23 protein-coding genes are annotated in these 22102 nt (G+C 67.3%); 12 read left to right on the plus strand and 11 right to left on the minus strand.

The genetic code is table 11. The annotated features are described in order from the left end of the window. Positions 1 to 10 precede the first annotated feature (10 nt). The gene (locus C457_RS08240) at positions 11 to 634 is read left to right on the plus strand and encodes an RAD55 family ATPase (RefSeq protein WP_008093597.1); all 624 of its coding nucleotides are present in this window, start codon (positions 11 to 13) and stop codon (positions 632 to 634) included. A gap of 18 nt (positions 635 to 652) precedes the next feature. Here the strand turns inward: C457_RS08240 and C457_RS08245 are convergent, their stop codons facing one another. Together C457_RS08245 and C457_RS08250 are read right to left on the minus strand one after the other, a co-directional pair. Then, complete coding sequence (locus C457_RS08245; protein ID WP_008093598.1) at positions 653 to 919, minus strand: hypothetical protein; 267 nt, start codon at positions 917 to 919, stop codon at positions 653 to 655. A gap of 73 nt (positions 920 to 992) precedes the next feature. Then, positions 993 to 1925 (minus strand): FKBP-type peptidyl-prolyl cis-trans isomerase, encoded by a 933-nt coding sequence (locus tag C457_RS08250; protein ID WP_008093599.1) that lies wholly within the window; start codon positions 1923 to 1925, stop codon positions 993 to 995. Positions 1926 to 2080: 155 nt separating this feature from the next. Between C457_RS08250 and C457_RS08255 the strand changes: the two genes are divergently transcribed. Genes C457_RS08255 through C457_RS08270 form a run of 4 tightly spaced genes read left to right on the plus strand, consistent with a single transcriptional unit; the run spans position 2081 to position 4983 of the window. Beyond that, positions 2081 to 2542 carry a hypothetical protein gene (locus C457_RS08255; RefSeq protein ID WP_008093600.1) on the plus strand — a complete coding sequence of 154 codons (462 nt, stop codon included), beginning with the start codon at positions 2081 to 2083 and terminating at the stop codon, positions 2540 to 2542. Between the two features lies 1 nt (position 2543). After that, complete coding sequence (locus C457_RS08260; protein WP_008093601.1) at positions 2544 to 3254, plus strand: DUF7546 family protein; 711 nt, start codon at positions 2544 to 2546, stop codon at positions 3252 to 3254. Beyond that, the gene (locus C457_RS08265) at positions 3251 to 4675 is read left to right on the plus strand and encodes a hypothetical protein (RefSeq protein ID WP_008093602.1); all 1425 of its coding nucleotides are present in this window, start codon (positions 3251 to 3253) and stop codon (positions 4673 to 4675) included. Before C457_RS08260 ends, C457_RS08265 begins: the two co-directional genes overlap by 4 nt. 20 nt (positions 4676 to 4695) lie before the next feature. Next, complete coding sequence (locus C457_RS08270; RefSeq protein ID WP_008093604.1) at positions 4696 to 4983, plus strand: DUF7410 domain-containing protein; 288 nt, start codon at positions 4696 to 4698, stop codon at positions 4981 to 4983. Positions 4984 to 4998: 15 nt separating this feature from the next. On the opposite strand, the gene C457_RS08275 is transcribed toward C457_RS08270, so the two are convergent. The 6 genes from C457_RS08275 to C457_RS08305 form a co-directional block, all read right to left on the minus strand. Continuing rightward, positions 4999 to 5211: a hypothetical protein gene (locus tag C457_RS08275; protein WP_049913450.1), complete on the minus strand. Its 213-nt coding sequence runs from the start codon at positions 5209 to 5211 to the stop codon at positions 4999 to 5001. Positions 5212 to 5900: 689 nt separating this feature from the next. Continuing rightward, on the minus strand, positions 5901 to 6134 hold the full coding sequence (locus C457_RS08285) for a hypothetical protein (protein WP_008093610.1): 234 nt from the start codon (positions 6132 to 6134) through the stop codon (positions 5901 to 5903). Then, positions 6131 to 6391, minus strand: coding sequence for a cytochrome C oxidase subunit IV family protein (locus C457_RS08290; protein ID WP_049913451.1), 261 nt, complete (start codon positions 6389 to 6391; stop codon positions 6131 to 6133). Before C457_RS08290 ends, C457_RS08285 begins: the two co-directional genes overlap by 4 nt. Positions 6392 to 6401: 10 nt before the next feature. After that, positions 6402 to 8969 carry a cbb3-type cytochrome c oxidase subunit I gene (locus tag C457_RS08295; RefSeq protein WP_008093615.1) on the minus strand — a complete coding sequence of 856 codons (2568 nt, stop codon included), beginning with the start codon at positions 8967 to 8969 and terminating at the stop codon, positions 6402 to 6404. Then, the gene (gene coxB / locus C457_RS08300) at positions 8966 to 9742 is read right to left on the minus strand and encodes a cytochrome c oxidase subunit II (protein ID WP_008093616.1); all 777 of its coding nucleotides are present in this window, start codon (positions 9740 to 9742) and stop codon (positions 8966 to 8968) included. Before coxB ends, C457_RS08295 begins: the two co-directional genes overlap by 4 nt. Before the next feature lie 196 nt (positions 9743 to 9938). Next, entirely contained in the window at positions 9939 to 10454 is a 516-nt protein-coding gene (locus C457_RS08305; RefSeq protein WP_008093617.1) for a DUF6789 family protein, read from the minus strand. Positions 10455 to 10568: 114 nt separating this feature from the next. Here C457_RS08305 and cyaB point away from each other — a divergent pair, with 114 nt between their 5' ends. Together cyaB and C457_RS08315 are read left to right on the plus strand one after the other, a co-directional pair. After that, positions 10569 to 11126 (plus strand): class IV adenylate cyclase, encoded by a 558-nt coding sequence (gene cyaB / locus C457_RS08310; RefSeq protein ID WP_008093618.1) that lies wholly within the window; start codon positions 10569 to 10571, stop codon positions 11124 to 11126. A gap of 127 nt (positions 11127 to 11253) precedes the next feature. Next, on the plus strand, positions 11254 to 12462 hold the full coding sequence (locus tag C457_RS08315) for a methionine adenosyltransferase (RefSeq protein WP_008093619.1): 1209 nt from the start codon (positions 11254 to 11256) through the stop codon (positions 12460 to 12462). A 60-nt stretch (positions 12463 to 12522) separates the two neighbouring features. Here the strand turns inward: C457_RS08315 and ppk1 are convergent, their stop codons facing one another. After that, positions 12523 to 15000: a polyphosphate kinase 1 gene (gene ppk1 / locus C457_RS08320; RefSeq protein WP_008093620.1), complete on the minus strand. Its 2478-nt coding sequence runs from the start codon at positions 14998 to 15000 to the stop codon at positions 12523 to 12525. A gap of 254 nt (positions 15001 to 15254) precedes the next feature. On the opposite strand from ppk1, the gene thiI reads away from it, so the two are divergent. The 3 genes from thiI (at position 15255) to C457_RS08335 (ending at position 17376) form a co-directional block, all read left to right on the plus strand. Beyond that, positions 15255 to 16430 (plus strand): tRNA uracil 4-sulfurtransferase ThiI, encoded by a 1176-nt coding sequence (gene thiI / locus C457_RS08325; protein ID WP_008093623.1) that lies wholly within the window; start codon positions 15255 to 15257, stop codon positions 16428 to 16430. A gap of 196 nt (positions 16431 to 16626) precedes the next feature. Further along, positions 16627 to 16881, plus strand: a complete 255-nt coding sequence (locus C457_RS08330; protein ID WP_008093625.1) for a hypothetical protein — start codon at positions 16627 to 16629, stop codon at positions 16879 to 16881. Between the two features lie 42 nt (positions 16882 to 16923). Then, the gene (locus tag C457_RS08335) at positions 16924 to 17376 is read left to right on the plus strand and encodes a DUF5804 family protein (protein ID WP_008093626.1); all 453 of its coding nucleotides are present in this window, start codon (positions 16924 to 16926) and stop codon (positions 17374 to 17376) included. 21 nt (positions 17377 to 17397) lie between these two features. On the opposite strand, the gene C457_RS08340 is transcribed toward C457_RS08335, so the two are convergent. Further along, on the minus strand, positions 17398 to 18318 hold the full coding sequence (locus tag C457_RS08340) for a PLP-dependent cysteine synthase family protein (RefSeq protein ID WP_008093628.1): 921 nt from the start codon (positions 18316 to 18318) through the stop codon (positions 17398 to 17400). A 171-nt stretch (positions 18319 to 18489) separates the two neighbouring features. On the opposite strand from C457_RS08340, the gene C457_RS08345 reads away from it, so the two are divergent. Continuing rightward, positions 18490 to 18870, plus strand: coding sequence for a thioredoxin family protein (locus tag C457_RS08345; RefSeq protein WP_008093629.1), 381 nt, complete (start codon positions 18490 to 18492; stop codon positions 18868 to 18870). A gap of 153 nt (positions 18871 to 19023) precedes the next feature. After that, on the plus strand, positions 19024 to 19794 hold the full coding sequence (locus C457_RS08350) for a hypothetical protein (protein WP_008093631.1): 771 nt from the start codon (positions 19024 to 19026) through the stop codon (positions 19792 to 19794). Between the two features lie 15 nt (positions 19795 to 19809). Here the strand turns inward: C457_RS08350 and C457_RS08355 are convergent, their stop codons facing one another. Further along, on the minus strand, positions 19810 to 21939 hold the full coding sequence (locus C457_RS08355; protein WP_008093633.1) for a thioredoxin domain-containing protein: 2130 nt from the start codon (positions 21937 to 21939) through the stop codon (positions 19810 to 19812). Positions 21940 to 22102: the final 163 nt, after the last annotated feature.

The raw sequence follows: 22102 nt of genomic DNA on the forward strand, positions 1-22102 counted from the left end.
ACACTGGGGTATGTCTCGACTGGCGACGGGAATCGACGTGCTCGACCGCCAACTCGGCGGGGGCATTCCCGCGGGGAGCATCGTTCTCCTCGCCGCCGACCCGGCCAGCCAGTCCGAACTGTTCTTACACGAACTGACGACCACGCGGGGGACGCTGTGGCTGACGACGATTCGTTCGGCCGAGGCCGTCACCGACGCGCTCGAACGGAACTCCGGTCCGACCGGAAACCCCACCGTGCGCGACGTGGGCGGCGACGCGCCGCTCGACACGGCGAGCAGCCTGGTCCGCGACCTCCCGGAGGGCGCGAACCTCGTCATCGACGTGGTGGACGTACTCGAACGAAGCGAGGGCGCTCGCTACCGGAAGTTCCTCAACGACCTGCAGACGCACATGGTCAACACCCGCGGACTGACCGTCCTCCACGGGCTGAAAGGCGAGTCGGTCCCGGACAACCGCGACCTGACCGAACACATGGCCGACGTGGTGTTCGACCTGGACACGAAGATAGACGGCTCGGAAATCGTCAACCGGCTCGCAGTCCCCAAGTTCCGCGGCGGCCGCGCGCTCAACGAGACCATCAAGCTCCGGCTGGCGGAGCGCGTCACCGTCGACACCAGCCGCGACATCGCCTGAGCGAGCTCGAGTCGCCGCTCAGAGCGCGAAGAACCCGAACGTGCCGAGCGTGACGGCCGCGATGAGCGACATCCACGTCCGGGCGGACAGCGCCGCGCCACGGGAAAAGACGTAGGCGAAGTACGGTGCGAGCGGGGAGAGACGGTAGACGAACGGCACCTCGATTCCGGCGCCGTACTTGAGCGAGAGCGTCAATGCGACGGTACAGAGCCCGGCGACAAGTGCGACTTTCACGTCTGTGAGGTCGCGGAACTCGGCCGTCGCGTCGTCGTCTGACGAAGCCATAGCTACGAGGCGGTCGGAAGGCGAGTATCAAGAAGCCGCCGATTCGCCGAGACGGCGAGGGCGGCGGACTCGCTTACTCTTCGTCGGCGTCGAGTTCTGCGGCGAGTTCGTCGGCGTCGATGTCGACGTCCTCGATGGCCTCTTCGATGTCGGCGCCGCCCGCGCCGCCCATCATACCGCCGAGGCCGCCCATGCCGCCCATGCCGCCCTCGATGGTCTCCTGAACGATGACGCGGTCGATGTCCAGCCGCTGCATGATGTCCTGCGCAATCTGCTGCTTGGAGAACATCCACTGCTGGTTCATCGTCATCTGGGGCGTCGCCTCGATGTAGAGCGTGTCCTTCTCGACGGTGACGGTCTCCGTCTCGGGCTCGGCGTCCTCATCCTCGTCGTCGTCGGACTCGACGACCTGCTCCTCTTCGACCTCGTCCGTCTGAATCCAGACTTCAGGGGCCTGCTGGAGGTACATGCCGAGGAGGCCGGAGGCCTGCTCCTCGCGGTCGTCGACGAGTTCGAGCACTTCGTACTCGTATTCGAGGTCCTCGCCGGCGAGGGGGTGGTTGAAGTTGACGCGGGCGCGACCGCCGATGATGGTCTCCAGACGGCCCTGGTCGCCGTCGATGGTGACCTGTGCGCCGGGGTAGCGGTCGTCCTCGTCGATCTTGTTGGCGCTGACCGTGCGCACTTCGTCCTCGTCGTACTCGCCGAAGGCGTCGGCCGACGGAATCTCGACGGTGCCTTCATCGCCTGCCTCGGCACCGATGAGAGCGTCGTCAACCTCGGGGAAGACGTGACCGGCACCGACGATGACGACGCGGGGCTCGAACTCGTAGCCCTCGACGTCGATCTCGGCCTCTTCGGCCACTTCTTTGTCCGTCGTGTCGACGACGTCGCCGTCCTCGATCGTTCGCACCGTGTACGCGAGGCGGACGAAGTCGCCGTCCTGAATACCGGACTCGACCTCTTCATCGACCTGCTCGGCCTCCGCCTGCTGTTCGTCGCTCATACACGCTACGTGACTCGTGCGACCCTTAAGAATCACGTTTCGCCGCCGCGACGCGTTCGAGGCGGCCGACACCCGGGAACTCGACCCCGAGGGCCGCTGTGGGGTCGAATCGCTTATATCATTGTCAATAGTTATAGAAAACGAGGCGTGTTCACATGGCACAGACTGGCTTGTTCCTCGGGTTCGTCCTCGGCGTCGTACTGCTGGCGCTCACCGTGTTTCTGACCGGTCGCGGCTGGCGACACTACTCCGTCACGAACGTACCGGTGCCGACCGGCGGCCGGTCGTCGGGAGGCACGAGCGAGAGCACCGCCCGTCGCTGGGCGGACGACCCGACGGTCCTGTCGCTCGTGTTTCTCCTCGCGGCGCTCGGCTTCGGCGCGGTGGCGGTCCTCTTCGTCGGCGGAAGCGCCATCCCCGAGAGCGTGACGAGCGCCGCGGGGCCGGTCCTCGTCGCCGGGACGCTCACCGTCGTCGTCGCGTACCTCTTCTACGGGACGTACCACGCCGCGCGGGGGCGCGGACTGACGCGGTCGCAGGCGACGCTCCTCGGGTCGTGGGTGCTCGGCCTGCTGTTCGTCGTCGGCGTCGCGCTCAGGCTGGTGGGCCTCCTCTGAGATGGCGACCTCGTACGCGGGGCGGCTCGACCCCCGACACGTGCCCCGGTTGTGGTGGCTCGCGACGCTCTGCTGGGCCGAGGCGCTCGCCCTCGGGGCGTACTTCTACGCCGCGCCGGAACGCGTCGAGAGTCTCCGGTACCTGTTCTACCCGTTCGTCTGGATAACCGTCGACGCGGCGGCCGTTCTCTGGACCGACCCACCGCGGGCGAGCGGCCGGGCGCGGCTCGTCGCCGGCGCGGTCGCCGTCGCCTACTTCTTCGTCCTCGCGTCGCTGGCCGGGTTGGTGTCCGTTGACTTCGCCGCGCTCCTCGGCGGGAGCCACGGACACGCCGCGACCGCGCACCACCCGACCGGCTGGCAGTTCTCGCTCGCCGCGCCGGGGTGGGGGCCGCGGGTCGGCTACGCCGGCGAGGTCGTCTCCGCGACGTTCGTCCCGTACCGCGTCGCCGGCTACCTCGCGCTCGCGTACCTCGTCTACGCCGCCGTCCTCGACGCGGCGAAGAGCGCGCTCTCCGGGGCGCTCGGGGTCGTCTCGTGCGTCGGCTGTACCTTCCCGCTCGTCGGCGGTCTCGTTGCGGGCGCGGCCGGCGGCACCGGCGTCGTGAGCGCGCTCCGGGCGCTCTCGGTCGACATCTCGACGCTGGTGTTCGTCGCCGCCGCGGCCCTGCTCGCGTTCGGACCGTCGCTTGCGGAGCGGGCGCGACGATGAGCGAGCGCGACGGCCCTGGGGTCGGTGTCGCGGGTCGACGCGGTGCCGTCTGGACAGTCGCGCTGGCGGTCGCGTCGCTCATCTTTTCGGCTCCCGCGCTCGCGCACGCCGGCTCGCTGGCCGGGTCGCTCCGCTCGGTTCCGGCCCCGTTCTGGCTCGTCGTCGTCTCCGGCGGCGGCGTCGTCTGCGTCTCGTTTCTGCTGTCGGCGTTCGTCACCGACGACGAGACGCTCAACGCCTTCGAGCGGGTCGGCGTCCGAATCGGAGGACTCGCCGGGGGCGTCCCAACCGCGGCGGTCGCATTCAAACTACTCGGCGTCGCCGCGCTCGTCCTCGTCGTCGCCTTCGGGCTGTTCGGGCCGCCCGTCGGCATCGCCAACCTCGGCGTCCTGCTCGTCTGGGTCGGCTGGTGGGCCGGATTCACGATGGTCACCTACCTCGTCGGGAACGCGTGGCCGCTGGTGAACCCGTGGCGGACGCTCGGCGCGGCGCTTCGAGGTCGATTCGGGGAGACGTGGGGGCTGCCGCGGTCGTACCCCAACCGACTCGGGTCGTGGCCGAGCGTGGCCGGCCTGCTCGGACTCGTCTGGCTGGAGGTCGTCAGCCCGCTCGCGGCGGACCCGCAGGCGCTCGCGACCGTAGTCGTCGCGTACAGCCTGCTTACTGTCGGCGGCGCGGTCGTCTACGGCGACGCGTGGTTCCGCCGAGCCGACCCCGTCGCTCGGGTGTTCCGGCTGTACGGCCTGCTCGCTCCGGTCCAGCGGGGCGACGACGGCGGCCTCTCGGTTTCGGTTCCCGGCGCGGGGCTGGCGCGCGCTCGCGAGCGACTGGGAGCCGACGACGTGGCGTTCGTCGTCGCGCTCCTCTGGGTGACGACGTTCGACGGCCTCGTGGTCACCGTCCCGTGGGGTCGCGTCCTCGACGCCGCGGGCCCGGCCCCCGCGTGGCTCGCGAACCTCGTCGGAATCGTCGCGGGCTACCTCGTCTTCCTCGGCGGCTACCGACTGGCGGCGCGGGCCGCCCGCCGAACCGCCGACACGTACGTGACCGTCGGCTTCGTCGCCGGTTGGTTCGCGCCCGCGTTGGTCCCCATCGCCGCCGGCTACCACCTCGCGCACTTCCTCGGCTACGTCGTCGGACTCGCGCCCGCGCTGGTCGCGGTCGCGGCCTCGCCGCTGTCGCCGCCTGCGAACCCCTCGGTGCTGGCCGTTCCGGCGTGGTTCGGCGGCCTCCAGTTGGCGTTCGTCGTCCTCGGTCACCTGCTTTCGGTGTGGGTGGCCCACGCCCGCGCGTTCGACCTCTTTCCGGGTCGCCTACAACCGCTCCGGAGCGAGTACCCCTTCGTCGCCGTCACGGTCGGCTACACGATGGCGAGCCTGTGGGTCGTCGCCCAACCGACGGTCGGGGGTGTTGCAGGGTGAGTCGCAAAGCGAGTCGTGGGGTGGGTCGCAAAGACTCGGTCGTTGTCCCCGAGACGGCCGTCCCTGACGGCGAGACCGCGGCCGCGACGTGCCCGTACTGCGACCGCCCGTTCCGACGGAAACGACTTCGGGACCTGCACGTCGGCGACGCCCACGAAGGGCTGAGCGACGACGAAACCGCGGCGTACGAGGCCGCGGTCGAGGCAGCGGACGAAGACCTGTTCGTCTATCACCTGAAGGTCGCGGGCGCACTCGGCGTGGTCTTCACGGCGCTGTTCCTGCTCGCGGTCGTCGGTTTCAGCCTGTGACGGGGCGCGAGTGGGTCAGGCGTGGTCGCCGCTGCCGTGTTCTCCCTCGTTGGGGTCGGGAAGGCGCAGCACGACGCCGGTGAGCACGCCGACGCCCGCCAGCGCGACGACGCCGCCGACCACGACGAACGATTCGCTCGCGCCGACGGCCTCGGAGACGAGGAGGACCGTGAGACCGAGAACGACGGCCCCGAAGGCGGCCACGAGTGCGACAGTAGTCCGATTCATGTGTACTGCTACCACACCGAAGTCAAAGAAGGTACGTGCAAGGCGGCGGAGGTAAAGAGACGCTGTTGGAGTCCTCAGTTACTGATAGTTTTCTGCGGCCGTGCTGAATACAGAGCGCGAATCGGTCAGAGCCATCGACACCGTTCGGCACAGATATGAAAATCCCTGCTGCAGGTGGGAGAATGCAGTCCGTATTTATCCTTCGCGGGAAACTACACGCCCGATGCCCTCCATCATCGACCAAACTGTGTTCAGTGAGCCGTCTGGAAGGACACAGGCGTTCGTATTGTTTGCTAGCTCGCTCGTTATGTTAAGTATCTATATCTACTATAATATTCTACGCGGTGTTCCCGACATCAGTTCGCTTGTTATGGCGGTTGGATTCGCTCTGTCTGGACTTGCTGAGTCCCTCCCAACGGAGCGCCGACACATGGCAGGCGGATTGCGTGTCGTCGCGATTCTCGTGTTGATTGGGTTACTCAGTCTCACTATCTTCGCTCCCGAAGTAATTCTCGGGCCACAGTAGGGCTCCGTGTTCACTTTGAACACGTACTGACACGCTGGTTTGTTTTCCTCAGTGTGAAAGAAATGAAGCTGATGTGCTGAACTCACCCTCTGTCTGTGTCACACGGGTTCTATCAGTTTCTAACGAGTTCGACAGAGCCACAGACGGGAAAAACAGCGTCCAGTCAGACCGCGTTCTCGCCGGTCGTTGCGGCGGCGACGACGAGCGCGAAGACGGCCACCGCGAGCACGAGACCGGGGCCGACGACGAGCGGGTCGGTGAGTCTGCCGGGGGCGACGCGGGTCATCATGACGGTCACGCCGACGCCGACGGGGACCGAAAACAGAAGCGCGTAGCCGACCGCAACGAGGGTTTCGCGGGAGCGCCAGCGGGGGTGGGAGTCGGCTCGCACGGTCACAGGAGCGAGTACGACGCCGCGAGCGTGAGCGCCAGCGCGGCCGCGAGGCCGATGCCGACCAGATACGTCAGCGACCGCGGCTCGAACCGGAGGTGCTGGAAGTACGCCGCGACCAACACCGCCTTCGCGGCCGACAAGACCATGATGACGCCGAAGGCCAGCCAGTAACTCAGTCCGGCGAACTCGACCAGCACCTGGACGGTCGCCGAAACGAACAACACCACGTAAATCGCCGTATAGAGTTTCGTTGATACCATTGCTGTCACCTCACAGGATGTAGAACAGCGGGAACAGGAACAGCCAGACGATGTCGACGAAGTGCCAGTAGAGACCGAAGTACTCCACCGAGCGGCTGTCTTCCAGATACGCGCCCCGCCAGGCGCGCGCGGTCAGGTACAGTGCGATGACGAGGCCCGCGATGACGTGGGCGGCGTGCAGGCCGGTCGTGAGGAAGAACGTCGAGGCGCGGACGTTCGTCGAGAGCCACAGCCCCTCGTGGAACAGGTGCTGCCACTCTAACCCCTTGTTGACGAGGAAGCCGATGCCGAGGACGAACGTGGCCCCGAGGCTCGTCACGAGGCCCCACTTGTGTTTCTTCTCGGCCGCGACGAGCGCGAGTACGACCGTGAAACTGCTCGTGAGCAGGATGTAGGTGTTCACGAGCCCCGGAATCGGGTCGGACGGAATCGGCTCCCAGCCGGTCCAGCCGAAGGCGACCCGGGTGAACACGTAGGCCCCGAGGAAGCCCCCGAACAGCACCACGTCGGATGCGAGGAATATCCACATCCCGACCTTGCCGTTGTCGATGCCGGCGAAGGGCCACGCCTCGCCCTCCTCGAAGACCGGCCCGCGGAACGGTTCGAGCCCCATGGCGACGAGCGACCCGAGGGTGACGACGCCGCCCGCGACCGTCGTGGTCGCGTAGGCGGCCCCGACCATCCCCTCGGGGAACGCGGCGTCTTGGAGCGGCGAGAGGCCGAGGAGGACGAGGAACGCGCCGGCGGAGAGGACGAACGGCCAGATGCTCGCGTGACTCGGACCCTCGACTTCGGTCGCATCGGCAGTCGGCAGTTCCGCGTCCGCCGTGACCGCTCTCGTCGCCGACGCGGTGACGCCGCCGTCGGAGACGGCCGCACCGGTCGGCCCGCCGGAACGCTCCTCGCTCGGCGCGACCTCGCCGGCGTCGAGGAATTCGAGGTGACCGTCGCGGTAGGTCGGCGTCCCGTCGAAGTTCTCAAGCGGCGGCGGCGACGAGACGGCCCACTCGGCTGTGGTCGCGTACTCCCACGGGTTGTCGGGCGCGGGGTCGCCGACGAAGGCGCTTTTGAACAGGTTGTAGAACATGATGAGGAACGACAGCCCGAGGACGAACCCGCCCACGGTGGCGAGCTGGTGCCACGGCGCGAGTTCGGGCGCGTAGTCGAACACGCGGCGGGGCGTCTCCCACGCGACGAAAAGCGGGAAGTACAGCAGGTTGAAGCCGACGAAGTAGACGGCGAAGTGGAGTTTGCCGAGGAACTCGTCGTACATCCGGCCGGTCATCTTCGGGAACCAGTAGTAGAGGCCGCCGACGAGGGCCGTCACCCCGCCGACCATCACGTAGTGGAAGTGGGCGACGACCCAGTAGGTGCCGCGGAACTCGTAGTCGAGGACGACCGCGCCGAGGAAGACGCCGGTGATGCCGCCGATGATGAACAACAGGAGCGCCCCGAAGACGAACAGGAACGGCGTCGTGAAGCGTATCTTCCCCTTCAGCATCGTGTAGATGAGCGCGAACACCATCAGGTCGAACGGCAGGGAGATGCCGATGGTGGTGATCATGAACAAGGTCTTGACTTGGAGGTTGATGCTCGTCAGGAACATGTGGTGCATCCAGACGGCGAAGCTCTGGATGGCGACGAGCACCATCGCGAGGATGAACCACTTGCGGCCGACGATGCGGCGGCCGGTGAACGTCTGGAACACCTCCGCCATGACGCCGAGCGCCGGGAAGAAGACGATGTACACCTCGGGGTGGCCGAAGAACCAAAACAGGTGCGTCCACAGGAGCGCCCCCGCCGGCGACTCCATGGCGAAGTAGGTCGTCCCGAGCAGGCGGTCCGACGAGAGCACCAAGAGCGCCGCCAGAAGCGCCGCGAAGGCGAACAGCATCATCCACGCCGTCAGGAGAATCGTCCAGCTAAACAGCGGGACGTTCCGGAGCGTCAGCCCCTCGGCGCGCATTCGGTGCATCGTCGTCAGGAAGTTGACCGACGAGACGGTGACCGAGGCGACGAACAGCACGAGCGCCAAGACGGCCGTCGACGCCCCCACGTCCGGCGTGAACGTCGGGACGTTCAGCGGGGCGTACATCGTCCACCCGCCGGAGAACGTCCCTCCTTGGAAGAACGAGACGCCGAACAGGATGCCCGAAAACAGATAGAGCCAGTACGACAGCGCGTTGAGCCGCGGGAACGCGAGGTCCTTCGCGCCGAGTTGGAGCGGGACGACGTAGTTGGCGAAGCCGAACGCGAACGGCGAGAGGAACCAGAACACCATCAACAGCCCGTGGGCCGAGACGGCCTGATTGTACGCGACAGGCGCGAGAATCCCCTCGCCGAGCGCCCGCGGGGCGAGCAGTTGGATGCGCATCAGCCACGCGAGGACGCCGCCGAGCACGAGGAAGAAAAGCGACGTGACGATGTAGAGGATGCCGACGTCCTTGTGGTTCGTCGTGACGAACCAGCGCTTGATGCTCCCCGTGCCGGGGAAGTCGTGACCGTGGTCGTCGCCGCCGCGGGCGACCTCGTGGCCCCCGTCGGCCGCGGCGTCCCCTCCGGGAGACGCGTCGGTCATGGGACCACCGCCGGCCGGAGACTCGATTTCGCGGCGACCGATTCATCAGTGCTCGACTCGCTCGCGGTCGCGTTATCCGCGGTCGTGTTCGCGTACCACGCCTCGTACTCGTCGGGTGGCATCACGACGACCTCGGCGGACATGTAGGAGTGGCCCGCCCCGCAGAGTTCGTAACACTGGGCGGTGTAGGTTCCGGGCTCGTCGGCGGTGAACCACGTCTCGGTCTCCTGACCGGGGATGGCGTCGGACTTGACGCGTAACTCCGTGATGCCGAAGTTGTGGAACACGTCCGCGGTGGTAATCGTCAGTTGGACGGGCCGGTCAGCGGGGACCCGGAGCACGCCGTCGGTGGTGTGGCCGTTCGGATAGGTAAAGCGCCAGCCGAACTGGTAGCCCTCGACCTCGACGTCGAGCGACTCGGCGTCGGAGGGGCCCTCCTCGACGTACAGGAGCGTCAGGTACGTCCACGAGACCAGCGAGACGACGATTATCATGCTCATGAAAAACGAAGTGAACAGCTTTCGCCCGCCGCCGCTCCCCGACGGGAGTTCCCCGAGGACGAGGCGGTCCTCGTCGTCGATGTGACCGTTTCCGGAGCCGGAGCGATACTTGTACGCGTTGTAGAGCATGTACCCCACGACGACGACCCCGACGAGCGTCCCCAAGAGCAGGAACACCTCGAAGATGCTTTCGAAGACGAACGTGCGCGTCCCTCGCGGGACTAACCCCGACTGGAGCGGGAACGCGGCCGCCGGTACGAGTTCCGTGACCATTGATAACACCACCCAAATAGTATAATTAACGTTCGTGATGATTATTGTTTCGGAGAAGTCAGTGGTGACCGGCCTCGAGCGGACGTTTCCGGTCGCTCACGGGGAAAGGCAGTAAGAACAAAACAGGTGGAGTTCGGTGCGCGGTCGACAGCGGGCGACGACAGCCCACGATGCCCCGACCGCCGGTGACGCCCGTTCAGACCTCGTGTTGCGGGATTCCCGCGAACAGGTCGAGGAGGTAGCCGAGCGAGAGGCCGTACACCCAGTGGGCCAGAAGCGAGAACACGAGGAACGAGAGGATGACGAACGCGTCGGCCTGCGGCCAAAACGCCGGGACGAACCCGACCCAGTAGAGCGTCGCGAACGACACGCCGCGGAGGTACTCCGGCGACTCCGGCGGGAGGAACGCCCCGACGACGACGAACGTCACCGGGAGGACGATGACCCCGCCGATGCCGAAGAGGAAGGCCCCGAGAGCGAGCGTCGGTTCGTAGCCGAAGAACGCCGCCATCCCGGCGAATCGCGTAATCGGCTCGGTCGTGAAGAGACCGAGCAGTTCGGGGATGGCGACGAGGACGGGCAGCATCAACACCGTCCCGACGAACCCGCTCGCCATCGCAGTGAGGATGACGCGACCCGTGATTTCGTAGTCGGCGGCCTCGCCGACGCGCTGTTCTACTGCGGTGGCCGGGTTCGGCGTCTCTTGGCTCATACTCCCGTCGTACTACGCGGTCTTGCATGATAAAAGGTAACAAATACCTCGATACTGAGGGGTCGCCGCCGCGAGTCACCGAGGTTTTTGCCCCCCGGACGCGCCGGTCGAAGCATGTACGAAGTCGAGGTCAAGGTCCGCGCGGACCACGACGCGGTTCGCGAGCGACTCGACGCGACCGAAGCCGAGCAGGTCAACCGCGTCGCCCAGACGGACACCTACTACGACGCCCCGCACAGGGACTTCGCCGAGACCGACGAGGCACTTCGACTCCGGCGCGAGTCGCGCTACGAGGGCGGCGACCTCGCCGACGAGGAGACCGTCGTCACCTACAAGGGACCGCTCGTCGACGAGTCGTCGAAGACCCGCCGGGAGTACGAGACGGGCGTCGAGGACGGCGAGACGATGGACGCCATCTGCGAGGCCGTCGGCTTCGACCCCGCCGCGACCGTCGAGAAGGACCGCGAGCGGTTCGCCCTCGACGGCTACACCGTCTCGCTCGATTCGGTGGCGGGACTCGGCGAGTTCGTGGAAGTCGAAGTCGAGGTCGAATCCGGCCTCGACGACGCCCGCGAGGGGGCGTTCGCCGTCCTCCGCGACCTCGGTCTCGACCCCGACGACCAGATTCGGACCTCCTACCTCGGGATGCTGCTGGGCGCGCCCGAGGAGTAGTCGGGTCGTCGGCTCCCGCAGGCGTCCGTTCTCTCGGCAGATACTGCCCGAGCATACTCTCAGGTAATACGAGTGTGGCCAAAGGTTTCCGCAAGTTATAGAACCGCCCGCCGGGTACGTCCCGCCAATGAGCGACCGAAATATCCGCCTCGAATCCGCCGACAAGCGCGCGGTCGAGGACCAGGAGGTCGAAATCGTCGAGCGAAAGGGCATCGGGCACCCTGACTCCATCTCCGACGGTATCGCCGAGAGCGTCTCCCGCGCCCTCTCGAACCTCTATCTCGACCGCGTCGGTAAGGTGCTTCACTACAACACCGACGAGACCCAGCTCGTCGCCGGCACGGCCGCGCCCGCCTTCGGCGGCGGCGAGGTCATCGAACCCATCTATCTCCTCATCGTCGGCCGCGCCACGAAGGAGTACGACGGCGAGAAGATTCCCGTCGATTCGACGGCGCTCCGGGCCGCCCGCGAGTACCTCAACGAGAACATCCCCGGGCTCGACGTGGGCACGGACATCATCGTCGACGTGAAGCTCGGCGAGGGCTCCGGCGACCTCCAGGACGTGTTCGGCGAGGAGACCCAACAGGTCCCCATGGCGAACGACACGAGCTTCGGCGTCGGCCACGCCCCCCTGACCGAGACGGAACAGATCGTCCTCGAAGCCGAGCGCGCCCTCAACGGCGCGGCCTACGGCGACGACCACCCCGAACTCGGACAGGACATCAAGCTCATGGGCAAGCGCGAGGGCGACGTCATCGACGTGACCGTCGCCGCCGCCATGGTCGACAAACACATCGAGGACATCGACGACTACGTCGCCGCCGTCGACGGCGTCCGCGAGTTCGTCTCCGACCTCGCCACCGACTACACCGACCGCGAGGTCAACGTCGAGGTCAACACCGCCGACGACTACGAGGAAGGCTCTATCTACCTCACCACGACCGGCACGTCCGCCGAACAGGGCGACGACGGCTCCGTCGGCCGCGGCAACCGCGCCAACGGCCTCATCACGCCGAACCGCCCGATGAGCATGGAAGCGACCTCCGGCAAGAACCCCGTCAACCACATCGGGAAGATTTACAACCTGCTTTCGACCCACATCGCCGAGACGGTCGTCGCCGAGGTCGACGGCATCCGCGACCTGCAGGTCCGCCTGCTCTCGCAGATCGGCCGCCCCATCGACGAGCCGCACGTCGCCGACGCGAAAGTCATCACGGACGAGGGCGTCACCGTCGCCGACATCGAAGACGAGGTCGTCGCCATCGTCGACCGCGAACTCGCGAACGTGACCGACATCACCCGTCGGACCATCGAAGGCGAACTCAGCACGTTCTAATCGGCGCGACTCGCAAGGGCGCGAAAACAGAACACCGCTTCGCCCGCGAGGGCGGTGCGATTACTCCTCGCCGTAGTACTTCTCGACCAGTCGCGCGGCCGCCTCGGCCGTCTTCCGGTAGTCGCGGTCGCCGTCCGGCGTCCGAACCGCGTACTCGTAGTGCCGACTGCTCGGCACGTACCACTTCTCGGGGAAGTCGTCGAGGACGTGCTGCGGGTCGCCGTTCTTCGGCGCGCCCGCGCCCACCTCGACGACGGGTTCGGTGTTCTCGCCCTCATCCTCGTCCGCATCCTCAGTCGCCGCACCGTCTCGGGGAGCCATCACCGACGGGTCGGACTCCACGAGGAGCGTCTCGGGCACGTCGGGGTGGGACGCCGAGATACCGCGGTGGACGCCGGGCGTGTTCGACGCCGCGAGCGTCTGCTCCATCAGAATCTTCTGCATGCTAATCTCGTGGCCGTCGCCCGGGTCGCGCTGGTCGTAGGTGCCGTCGGCGTGCATCTCCCACGCCTTCCGGTTGTCGGCGAAGCCGAGTTCCAGGATGAATCGCAACTGCTCGCGGATATCGGTGTCCTCGACGGGCGCGACGGCCTCGACGCGCTTGTCGAGGTTGCGGGTCATCCAGTCGGCGGAGCCGATGTAGTAGTCCGGGTCGCCCGCGTTCTCGAAGTAGAAGATGCGGGAGTGTTCGAGGAAGCGGTCCACGACGCTCCGGACCGTGACGGTCTCCGAGACGCCCTCCAGACCGGGGCGGAGCCGACAGATGTCGCGGACGAGCAGGTCGATGTCGACGCCCGCCATCGAGGCCTCGTACAGTTCCTCGACGATGCCGGGGTCTTCGAGCGCGTTCATCTTGGCGACGATGCGGGCGTCGCGGCCGGCGCGGGCGTGTTCGGCCTCCCGGCGGATGCACTTCGTGAACTCGTTTCGCATCGTCACGGGCGCGATGAGGAGCTTCCGGAACTCCTCGTCCAACGAGGGGCCGGTGAAGAAGTTGAACACCTTCACGAGGTCCTGTCCGATGTCGCGGTCGGCGGTGAGGACGCCGAGGTCGACGTAGCCCTTCGCGGTCCCGGAGTGGTAGTTGCCGGTGGCGACGTGGGAGTAGAGGCGGACGCCGTCTTCCTCCTCGCGGACGACGAGCGCCGTCTTCGTGTGCGTCTTCAGCCCGATGGTGCCGTAGGCGACGTGGATGCCTTCCTCTTCGAGGCGGCGGACCCATTCGAGGTTGTTCTGCTCGTCGAACCGCGCTTTGAGTTCGACCATCGCCGCGACCTGCTTGCCGTTGTCGGCGGCGTCGATGAGCGCCTCGATGATTTTCGAGTCCGACGCCGTCCGGTAGATTGCGGCCTTGATGGCCAGCACGTTGGGGTCGTTGGCGGCCTCGTCGAGGAACTCTTGGACGGTGTCGCCGAACGAGTGGTACGGATGGTGCAACAGCACGTCCTTGCGGCGAATCTCGTCGAAGATGGTATCGCCGTCCTCGGCGGCTGTCTCGGGGGGAGACGCGCCCGAGCCGATGCCCGCGTCGGTCGCGTCGAGGTCCGAAAACCGCGGGTGCGGCTGCGGCGTCCACGACTCCAGCGAGAGGTCCGGGCGGTCGAGGTCCGTGAGGTCCATCAGCTCGCGGTAGTCGAGCGGCCCGCGGAGTTCGAACACCTCGCGGTCGTCGAGGTCCAACTGCTCGACGAGGAGGTCCCGCGCGGCGTCGGGCGCGTCGGCCTCGATTTCGAGGCGGACGACGGTGGCGAAGCGGCGCTGTTCGAGCACCTCCTCTATCATGTCGATGAGGTCCTCCGCGACCTCCTCGTTCCGGCGAACCTCGGCGTTCCGGGTCAGCTTGAACACCGCGGTGTCGACGACCTCGACGTTCGGGAACAGGAGGTCGAGGTTGGCGCGGATGACCTCCTCTAAGAGGACGTACCGAAGCTCGTCGCCGTCGGTCTCGACTTCGACGAGTCGCGGGCGGTTCTGCGGAATCTTCACGCGCGTGAACGTCTGGTCGCCGTCGTCGTCGCGGGTGACGACCGCGAGCGAAAGCGAGAGGTTCGAGATGAACGGGAAGGGGTGCGCCGGGTCGAACGACAGCGGGGTGAGCGTCGGCAACACCGAGAGTTCGAAGTAGTCGCGCATCTCCGCCCGCTGGTCGGGCGTCAGCTCGTCGTAGTCGCAGACGCGGATTCCCGCGTCGGCGAGCGCCGGCCGAATCTCCTCGCGGTAGCACGCCGCCTGTCGCTCGAACATGGGGCGGGCCTTGTCGATGGCCTCCTCCCACTGCTCGCGGGGCGTCCGGCCGTCGGTCGTCCGCTCCGTCACGCCGGCGTCTATCTGCTGTTTCAGCCCGCCGACGCGCTTCATGAAGAACTCGTCTAAGTTCTTCGTGAAGATGGAGAGAAAGCGGACCCGTTCGAGAAGCGGGTTCCGTTCGTCGAGCGCTTCGTTGAGCACGCGGGACTGGAACTCCAGTTCGCTCAGCTCGCGGTTAAGATAGTACTGCGGGGCTGCGAGGTCGATATCGGCTGGCGACTCGTCGGTCATTGGCATCGAATGGGCATCGAAGTGGCGGCAGTTGTTCGTCGAGAGCGGCCGCGGGGCGGTCGGCGGTTGTACGAGAGGGAAACGGGGTGAAATCTATTAAGCGGTTTATATTGTTTCGCCGTCTGTCTACGGTTCAGTAAATTGTACTATGTACAGATATATAACACTAATAGCGACGGAGGGAGTCGCGTCGAGTCGGGCGCGGACGCCCCGCGAAACGAGACGCTGAAGGGTTCCCGCGGAGAACGTCGACCGTGAATCAGACGGCGCACGTCGTCCTCGTCGGCTACGGCGAGGTGGGCACGAAGAGTTCGAGCGTCCGGGCGAAGATGGAGGCTAAACTGCGGACGAACCTCCAAGCGGTCCTCGACGACCGCTCGCTCTCGGGCCGCGTCGAGCGGGAGTGGTCCCGCCTGCTCGTCCGCGACGCGGCCGACGCCGACGCCGTCGCGGCCGCCTGCGCCGAGGTGCCGGGCGTCGTCTGGGCGCGGCCCTGCGTCGCCTGCGACCCCACTCTCGACGACATCGTCACGGTCTGCCGAACCCTCGCGTCCGACCACCCCGACGGGGCGAGTTTCGCCGTCGACGCCGACCGCGTCGGCGACGCCGACCAACACGAGTTCACCAGTTCCGACCTCGAACGCGAGGCCGGGAGCGCCGTCGTCGACGCGACCGGCGCGCCCGTCGACCTCGACGACCCCGACCGAACCTACCGAATCGAGTGCCGCGAGGAGACGGCCTATCTCTCCGTGCGGCGGTTCGACGGGCCCGGCGGACTCCCGCTCGGGACGCAGGGGCGAGCCGTCTCCCTCGTCTCCGGCGGCATCGACTCGCCGGTGGCGACGTGGGAGCTGATGCGCCGCGGCTGCGAAATCGTCCCCGTCTACGTCGACCTGGGCGACTACGGCGGTGCGGACCACCGCGCGCGAGCCATCGAGACGGTGCGGACCATCGCCCGCCGCGCCCCGAACACGGACATGCGGGTCCACGTCGTCCCCGCCGGCGACGTGGTCGAGCGACTGATGGAGACCGTCGAGGACACCCGGATGCTCTCGCTTCGGCGCGCGATGCTCGCCGTCGCCGCCGAGGTCGCCACCGACGAGCACGCCCACTCAATCGTGACCGGGGAGTCGCTCGGTCAGAAGTCGAGCCAGACCGGCGAGAACCTCGCCGTCACCGAGGCCGCGGTCGACTACCCCGTCCACCGCCCGCTTTTGACCCGCGACAAGACCGATATCGTCGCGGCCGCCCGCGACCTCGGCACCTACGACGACTCGACGCTCCCGGTCGGTTGCGAGCGCGTCGCCCCAAGTTTCCCCGAGACGAACGCCTCGCTGTCGGCCGTCGAGGCCGCGGAGCCCGACGACCTGTTCGACCTCGCGGTCGAGGCCGCCCGCGAGCGGGTCGTCGTGTCGCCCGACGGCGAGTGAGCGCGGGAGCGCGGAGTGGAGGCCGAGCGCACATTCTGAACCCGGTTGTCACCAGCCTCACCGAGACACGATACCGACGCACACACGGACCGTGCAAACGACCAACATAGTCACGATTCTTCAAACGTTTAGATTCGTTTCGAATGAACAATTGCACAAAAATGGCTTTATTTACCGTGAGCGCTAGGGTTCTCTCATGTCGAAAACATCGCATCCCGGTCACGGCCATCCCGGCCCCGAGTGGCGCGTCAGCCACCGGGCGTCGCGGACCGACTGGAGCGACACCGTCGAACGGTGCGCGGCCTGCCGCGCCCGCGTCGACATGAGCGAAGCCCACTACCAGGTCCTCCTCGAGCGAGACATCGATCAGCCCGGTAAGATAACCCTCGAACGCGAGCGCGTCGTCTTTTGCGACGAGTCCTGCGCCGCCGAGTGGGAATCGACCGCCTGAGTACCGGAACCGCTTTACCGAGTCCGGACCCTCCCTCTCGACGTGACGCAGGTCTGTATCGTCGGCGCGGAGGACGTCCACCTCCAGTACGAACTGCTGTCGCGCGACACCGCCCGCGCGGCGCTTTCGACCTACGACATCGCAGAACCGTTCGACAACTCGCTTTCGGTCGATACGGTCAGTCTCGGCGCAGCCGTCTCGCTTCTCAACGATCTCAACTGGTATCTCGTCCGGTTCGCCGACTTCTCGCTGGTCCGCGAGCCCTCCGTCTCGGCCGACGAGTGGCTCTCTCGCGACCTCGCCCGACAGATTCGAGACGGGAAGGTCCAGCCGGAAGACACCGGCGACCACCTCGCCATCTACGGCGTCGAAGACGGTCGCCTCGTCGAGCCGATGTACGTGACGCGCGTCGACGGCTCGGTTCCCGACTACGACCTCAGAGACGTGGAGCGGACGCTCGTCGTCAGAGTCGCGGAAGACGAGTTCGGTCGGTGAGAGCCGGCCGTCGAGAGACCGCTATTCCTCGGCGTCGAACATCCCGGTCGACATGTAGCGCTCGCCGGAGTCCCAGAAGACCGTCACGACGAGCGGTCGGTCTTCCTCGTCCGCGTCGGGGTCGGCGAGTCGCTCGGCGACGCGCTTGGCCGCGAGGAGCGACGCGCCCGACGACTGACCGGCGAGGATGCCTTCCTCGCGGGCGAGGCGGCGACACTCGGCCTCGGCCTCGGCGAGTTCGACGATTTCCACGTCGTCGATGAGGTCGGTGTCGAGGTTGGGGCTGACGAAGCCCGGCCCCATCCCCTGGAAGTCGTTGTTTCCGACCTCGTGGCCCGAGAGGACGGCGCTCTCGGCGGGTTCGACGCCGACGACGCGCATCGAGGGGAACTCCTCGACGAGGCGGCGGCCGTTGCCCGAAATCGTGCCGCCGGTGCCGATGCCGGCGACGAGGGCGTCGATGCGGCGGTCGCCCACCTGTTCGAGAATCTCCTCGGCGGTCGTTCGGTAGTGCGCCTCCGGGTTCGCCGGGTTCTCGAACTGCCGGAGCTGGTACATGCCCTCGGCTTCGAGTTCGTCGGCGCGGTCCTTCGCGGCGGAGATATCGCCCTCGACGAGTTCGATGGTCGCCCCGTAGGCGCGCATGATTTCGCGGCGCTCGGGCGACATCGAGTCCGGCATGACGATAGTCAGGTCGTAGCCCTTCGCCGCCGCGACGACGGCGAGTCCGATACCGGTGTTCCCGGACGTGGGTTCGACGAGGTGGTCGCCCGGCGAGATGTCGCCCGCCTCCTCGGCCGCCTCGACCATCGCCAGCGCGGGGCGGTCCTTCGCCGACCCGCCCGGATTCTTCGACTCTATCTTCGCCGCGATTGTCGACCCCTCGGGAGAGTCGACGCGGACCAGCGGCGACCCGATAGCGTCGAGGATACTGTCGTCCATCGACCCTCCGTTGACGGTGCGACACTAAACGACTGGCGGAGGCGGACGATACGGCCACCGTCTCGGGGGCGTACGGGACCGTCCACCGAACCGTCGCGCCACCGCCGAGCGCGGGCGGCGAGCCCCGCCGCGAGCGCACCCGTTAAATCCGCTCGCCCGGTACACCGGCGCATGGCCGAAGCTGAGACGCTCGAAACGATGCAACCGAACCCCGCGTGGGACGCGGCCTCTTACCCCGACGTGGTCGACGCCCTCGCGGCCGAAGAGTACACGTTCAAGGTCTGGGGCGGCGACTGGTGCGGCGACTGCCGCGGACAGCTTCCCGACTTCGCGGCGGCCCTCGACGCCGCCGGCGTCCCCGCCGAGCGAATCGACCACTACCCCGTCGAAAAGGCCGACGACGGCTCGAAAGTCGGCCCGCTCGTCGAGGAGTACGACATCGAACTCATCCCGACGGTCGTCGTCGAACTCGACGGCGAAGAGGTCGCCCGCTTCGTGGAGGAAGAAGACGTTCCGATTGCGGTCTACCTCGCGGACCAGCTCTCGAACTGAGCGCCGGCTCCGATTGTTCGTTTTCTCGAACCCACCCAATTCGCCCACGCAGTCGAATCCCCCGAGTCAATCGAATCCCGCCGAAACCGTGATAGGACACCCGCGGGTACGGCGATGCGATGCGACGAGCGCAGCTGTCTCGGGAGTCAACAGATGTCTGAGAAGCGCAGCGGAGACCGCGGTGAGCGCCCGGACAACGGGGAAGAATCACGGCGCTATCACCTCGACAGCGACGACTACCGCCGCGACCTCGTCCCGGTGTTCGCCGAGGCCGTCCCCGTCGCAAGCGCGGTTCGGGCGGAACTCGACGAGAGATGCCTCAACGGGGAGTACGGAGAAGACGGCATCGAGCGATGCTCCAGTGCGCTCGCGGCAGTCGACGCGCTCGACCCCGAGCGCCCGGACGGCGGAACCCGCATCTTCTCTCTCGACCGCGATGGCGAGGACGCGCTGTTCGCGCTTCTCGACGCCGCGACGACGATGGTCGGAGAGCACTTCGTGTTTCGCCTCGCGCTCCTCGACGACCGCGGCGACGACCTGCTCACGACGATTCCCCACGAGTCGATGCTCTGGGGCGAGTCGCCGCCGCTCCCCGAGGCGGTCGTGGCGTCGATTCAGGAACTGCTCGCCGACCGGGTCGGTGTGCTCGTGGCGTCGCTGGTCCACGAGCGCTGGGAGACCGACGACCACGCCTACCGCTTCGACACCACGGCAATCGTGCAATCGACGCTGGACGGGCGGCGGAGTCGGACCCACTGTTCCGCGCTCTCGGCGCGGCGTCTCGACATCGTCGACGAAACGACGCTCGTCTTCGACACGCCGACGGGTGAGAAAGTCGTCCCGTGCGTGACCCGCGAGCGCGCCGAGCGAGTCGCAAAAACGGTTCGGTCGTTGCGGCGGCGGTACGACGGAACGCGGCTCTGAGTCGGAAGCGCCGTCTCAGTCGTCTTCGGCCGCACCTGCGGGTTCGCCCGCCGTGAACCACGCCAGCGCCTCGTCGAGGTCGTGGGTCGGCGCGGAGCAGGTGAAGTTCTCGCAGGCGTAGACGGTGGGTTCGCCGTCGGCCATCTCGCGGCCGGCCCAGATTGGCGGGGCCTCGTCAAGTCCGAGTTCGTCCAGCCACGCGTCGAGTTCCTCGTCGGTGCCGGGGCGACGGGAGACGACGAGGCCGGGGAGGTACCGCGAGGCGAGCGTCTCGCGCCACTCGTCGGAGACCTCGTCGGCCGCGATGGTGAGTTCGGGGACGCCGCTGGCGGCCTTCTCGGCGGCGAGCGCGAGCGAGACGTGTTCGAGCGGACTGCCGCGGACGCGGTTGGCGAACGAGCCGAGGACCGCGTCCGCGACGTCGCCGAAGTCGGCGTCCGGCGCGAACTGTTCGAGGTCCAAGAACAGCGACGTGGCGACGCCGAGGCTCGACGGCGTGGACTGGTCGGTCGGCTCCTGCGGCCGGGTGACGAGCGACTCGCCGCTCTCGGGGGTGAAGTAGAGCGTGCCCGCGTCGGCGTCGTAGAACTCGCGGCGGGTCGCCCGCGCGAGGTCGAGCGCGAACGAGAGCGGGGCGAGGTCGCCGGTGGCCTGATAGAGGTCGAACGCGCCGCGCGCGAGGAAGGCGTAGTCTTCGAGGTAGCCGTCGCCTTTCACCTCGCCGTTCATCACGCGCCGCGAGAGCGTCTCGGTCTCGTCGTCCCAGAGGCGCTCGCGCACGAAGTCGAGGGCGCGGCGGGCGTCGGAAGCGAGCGAGTCGTCTTCGAGGACGACCGACCCCTGCGCGAACGCCGAAATCATCAGGCCGTTCCAGCCGGCGAGCACCTTCTCGTCGCGGGCGGGGCGCTCGCGCCCCTCCCGGGCGGCGAACAGGGCTTTCCGGGCCTTTTCGAGGCGGTCTTCCACCTCGGATTCGTCGAGGTCGTACTCGTCGGCGAGTTCGGCGGTCGTCGCCGAGACGTTCAGGACGGTCGTCTTGTTCTCGAAGTTGCCGCCGGGCGTGACGCCGTAGCGGTCGCAAAAGAGGTCGGCGTCGAGTTCGGGGAGGAGGTCGCGCACGTCGTCGGGCGTCCAGACGTAGAAGGTGCCCTCCTCGCCGCCGGACTGGGCGTCGAGGGTGGCGAAGAAGCCGCCGTCGTCGTGGGTGAGTTCGCGGCGGACGAACTCGAACGTCTCGGCGGCGACGGTCGCATAGGACTCGTTGCCGGTGAGTCGGGCGGCGTCGAGGTACCGCGAGGCGAGGCCGGCCTGGTCGTACAACATCTTCTCGAAGTGCGGGACAGTCCACTCGCGGTCGACGCAGTAGCGGTGGAAGCCGCCGCCGAGGTGGTCGCGGAGGCCGCCGTTGGCCATCGCGTCGAGGCTCTGCCGCGCCACGTCGAGCGCTTCGCGGCGACCGGAGACGGCGTAGCCGCGGAGTAGAGCGTCGATACGTCCGGGTTGGGGGAACTTCGGCCCGTCGCCACCGAAGCCGCCGTGGTCGCGGTCCGCACCGCGGAGAGCCGCCTGCACAGTGCTGTCGAGGACGTCCGAGCCGGGGGCTTCGCCGGGTACGTCGGGCGTCTCCTCCAGTCGGTCGGTGATGGCGCTCGTCCACTGCTCGGCGCGGTTTGCTATCTCGTCGCGGTCGGTCCGCCACGACTCGGCGAAACTCTCGACGAGGTCGCGGAAGCCGGGCGCGCCGCGGCGGGGCTCCGGCGGGAAGTACGTGCCGACGAAGAAGGGCTTGCCCTCGGGCGTGAGCCAGACGGAAAGCGGCCAGCCGCCGCCGCCGGTGACGAGCTGACAGATGGTCTGGTAGATGCGGTCGAGGTCGGGGCGCTCCTCGCGGTCGACTTTCACCGGGACGAAGTGCTCGTTGAGCACCTCGGCGATGTCGGGGTCCGAGAAGCTCTCGTCGGCCATGACGTGACACCAGTGGCACGCCGAGTAGCCGACCGAGAGGAAGATGGGCTTGTCCGCCTCGCGGGCGGCGTCGAGCGCCGTCTCGTCCCACGGTTGCCAGTTGACCGGATTGTCCGCGTGCTGGCGGAGGTACGGGCTCTGCTCCTCGTCGAGTCGGTTGCGTCCCACCGGGTCGGACATGCGTCGCAGTCGGCGCTCCGGGAACTAAAGCGGCGTGGAGACGGCCGACGCGGCCGACTCGGGGTGCGGGTGGGACAGCGGGTCTCCCTCGTTGGCGACCGTGAATAACCACAATCGTGCCTATTTCGCCGCCGATAAAGAGCAATCTTTACACTCCCGTGCG

Source organism: Haloferax prahovense DSM 18310 (genome assembly GCF_000336815.1).
Taxonomy (GTDB): domain Archaea; phylum Halobacteriota; class Halobacteria; order Halobacteriales; family Haloferacaceae; genus Haloferax; species Haloferax prahovense.

Coding starts and splice junctions, on each gene's coding strand:
- C457_RS08275 (WP_049913450.1), bottom strand. CDS start 5,211: ATGAATCGGACTACTGTCGCACTCGTGGCCGCCTTCGGGGCCGTCGTT.
- C457_RS08350 (WP_008093631.1), top strand. CDS start 19,024: ATGTCTGAGAAGCGCAGCGGAGACCGCGGTGAGCGCCCGGACAACGGG.
- C457_RS08330 (WP_008093625.1), top strand. CDS start 16,627: ATGTCGAAAACATCGCATCCCGGTCACGGCCATCCCGGCCCCGAGTGG.
- C457_RS08340 (WP_008093628.1), bottom strand. CDS start 18,318: ATGGACGACAGTATCCTCGACGCTATCGGGTCGCCGCTGGTCCGCGTC.
- C457_RS08290 (WP_049913451.1), bottom strand. CDS start 6,391: ATGGTATCAACGAAACTCTATACGGCGATTTACGTGGTGTTGTTCGTT.
- coxB (WP_008093616.1), bottom strand. CDS start 9,742: ATGGTCACGGAACTCGTACCGGCGGCCGCGTTCCCGCTCCAGTCGGGG.
- C457_RS08305 (WP_008093617.1), bottom strand. CDS start 10,454: ATGAGCCAAGAGACGCCGAACCCGGCCACCGCAGTAGAACAGCGCGTC.
- C457_RS08315 (WP_008093619.1), top strand. CDS start 11,254: ATGAGCGACCGAAATATCCGCCTCGAATCCGCCGACAAGCGCGCGGTC.
- C457_RS08295 (WP_008093615.1), bottom strand. CDS start 8,969: ATGACCGACGCGTCTCCCGGAGGGGACGCCGCGGCCGACGGGGGCCAC.
- C457_RS08255 (WP_008093600.1), top strand. CDS start 2,081: ATGGCACAGACTGGCTTGTTCCTCGGGTTCGTCCTCGGCGTCGTACTG.
- cyaB (WP_008093618.1), top strand. CDS start 10,569: ATGTACGAAGTCGAGGTCAAGGTCCGCGCGGACCACGACGCGGTTCGC.
- C457_RS08240 (WP_008093597.1), top strand. CDS start 11: ATGTCTCGACTGGCGACGGGAATCGACGTGCTCGACCGCCAACTCGGC.
- C457_RS08245 (WP_008093598.1), bottom strand. CDS start 919: ATGGCTTCGTCAGACGACGACGCGACGGCCGAGTTCCGCGACCTCACA.
- C457_RS08345 (WP_008093629.1), top strand. CDS start 18,490: ATGGCCGAAGCTGAGACGCTCGAAACGATGCAACCGAACCCCGCGTGG.
- ppk1 (WP_008093620.1), bottom strand. CDS start 15,000: ATGACCGACGAGTCGCCAGCCGATATCGACCTCGCAGCCCCGCAGTAC.
- C457_RS08355 (WP_008093633.1), bottom strand. CDS start 21,939: ATGTCCGACCCGGTGGGACGCAACCGACTCGACGAGGAGCAGAGCCCG.
- C457_RS08265 (WP_008093602.1), top strand. CDS start 3,251: ATGAGCGAGCGCGACGGCCCTGGGGTCGGTGTCGCGGGTCGACGCGGT.
- C457_RS08260 (WP_008093601.1), top strand. CDS start 2,544: ATGGCGACCTCGTACGCGGGGCGGCTCGACCCCCGACACGTGCCCCGG.
- C457_RS08250 (WP_008093599.1), bottom strand. CDS start 1,925: ATGAGCGACGAACAGCAGGCGGAGGCCGAGCAGGTCGATGAAGAGGTC.